Origin of the sequence: Epilithonimonas hungarica (assembly GCF_900102265.1) — a bacterium.
Classification (GTDB): Bacteria; Bacteroidota; Bacteroidia; order Flavobacteriales; family Weeksellaceae; genus Epilithonimonas; species Epilithonimonas hungarica.
The window spans coordinates 1-2,031 of the sequence record NZ_FNBH01000010.1 but is presented as its reverse complement, the minus strand read 5'-3'; the positions used below and the strand labels follow the sequence as shown (position 1 = coordinate 2,031).

Sequence of the window (2,031 nt, the reverse complement as noted above, 5' to 3'; positions counted from 1 at the left end):
CAGACATTGATGACCCGCCAGGACCTGGGAACGGAGAAGCTGGACACCTACTACGTGTACAACCAGTACGGGCAGCTGGTGATGATCGTTCCCCCGAAAGCATCTGCCCAAACGCTGACACAGGATGTGAAGGAACAGCTCTGCTATACCTACCGCTATGATGCCAGGGGCAGGCTGATAGAGAAGCGACTGCCGGGGAAGGGCAGGGAGGAGATGGTGTACGACAGGGCGGACCGCCTGATTCTCTACAGGGATGCCAATATGAGGGGACAGAACAGGTGGCTGATCACCAAGTACGACCTTTTCGGGCGGGTGCTCTACACGGGCTTCCTTTCAGGTGGGGACAGGGGCGGCTGGCAGACGATCATCATGGATGGACTGGTGATAGAACAGCCGGACGGGACGGGCTTCGCAAGGAACGGGATGCAGGTCCTCTACAGCAATGGCTGGTTCCATGAGCTGGATACCGTCCTCTCGGTGAACTATTATGATACCTATCCTGTAGGGACACCCGCCAAGCCTGCACTGATCGCCGAGGCAGCACTATCTTCAGACATCCTTGCTGCGCAGAGTACCAAGACGATGCCCACGGCGAGCTATGTGAAGAACATCTACGATGACAAGTGGACCAGGACCTGGTACTGGTACGACCAGCGGGGGAGGAGCACCGGCGCGCAGGAGAGCAACCACCTGGGCGGTACCACGGTGACCCATACGGAGCAGGACTGGGCGGGCATCACGCAGAAGGTGGAGACCGAGCATCAGCGTACGGCCAACGCCACGAAAATAAAGGTCAGGGAGCGTTTCGTATACAACGAGAGGAACTACCTGGAGAAGCACTACCACCAGGTGGATGCCAACCCGGAGGAGCTGCTGGCGAGCTATACCTACAACGAGCTGGGACAGGTCACCAACAAGCAGGTGGGCAACAACCTGCAGGGGATCGACTATGCCTACAACGTACGGGGCTGGCTCACGAACATCAACGATGTCACCGCGATGGGCAGCAAGCTCTTCGCCTACAAGGTGAACTATGCCCAGAGGGACGGTCTGGAGACGCCCAACCTGGACCTTTCCGCCTACAAGGTGCAGCCGAGGTACAACGGGAACATCGCCGAGACCGTGTGGCAGGCGGTGTACACCGTGGGGGATGTGCTCCCCGGGACACCGCAGAGGCAGGGCTATGTGTATGACGGGGCGAACAGGCTGAAGGCCGGCTTCTACCAGCTGCCGGAAAGTCCCGCCTCCAAGGCGAACAGTGAGATCATAGAGGAATATGACCCCAATGGGAACATCGTCAGGCTGAAAAGGACCGGCAGCCGCCAGAAGGGACAGGTGAAGATGATCGACAACCTGACCTACGACCTGCAGGGCAACCGCATCACCTCCGTGACCGATGCCGCCAACAACCTGAACGGCTACGGCGGCGGTGGCGGGGCGATGGTCTACGATGCCAACGGCAACATGACCGCCATGCCGGACAAGGGGATCACGAACATCAGCTACAACTTCCTGAACCTGCCGGAGGAGATCGCGCAGACCAACGTCTCCACGTTCTACTACCGTGCGGACGGTGTGAAGCTGAGGAAGAGGCTGATGGTGAACAACGAGGCGGGGAGCAATCCCATCATCACGGACTACCTGGACGGCTTTGTGTACACCACGCCGATGGCGGAGGCCCTGCAGAGGTCGCTGGAGCTAGAGGATGCCGCCACCATGGATATCCGGCATGCGCGCCAGGAGGAGACCTTCACAGAGGCCACCGACAGGGGCGAGGCCGCACAGCCCGGCGACCCGGGGAGCAGCGGTATGGAGCTGTCCTACTTCCCCACGGCGGAGGGCTACTACGATTACCAGAATAATAGGTATATTTACCAGTACAAAGACCACTTGGGGAATGTGAGGCTTAGTTACGCCAGAAACCCCGATACAGGCAGCATAGATGTTCTTGACCGGAACGACTACTATCCCTTTGGGATGAACATGCAGGGCGTGGACTCTTCCTTTGATACGATGGGGTCGTTCCTGAAC

General features: G+C 58.9%; 1 pseudogene. It reads left to right on the top strand.

Annotation, left to right across the window (positions count from 1 at the left end):
• Positions 1-9 precede the first annotated feature (9 nt).
• A pseudogene (locus tag BLT30_RS18035) lies at positions 10-2,031 on the top strand (RHS repeat-associated core domain-containing protein); the annotation flags it as partial.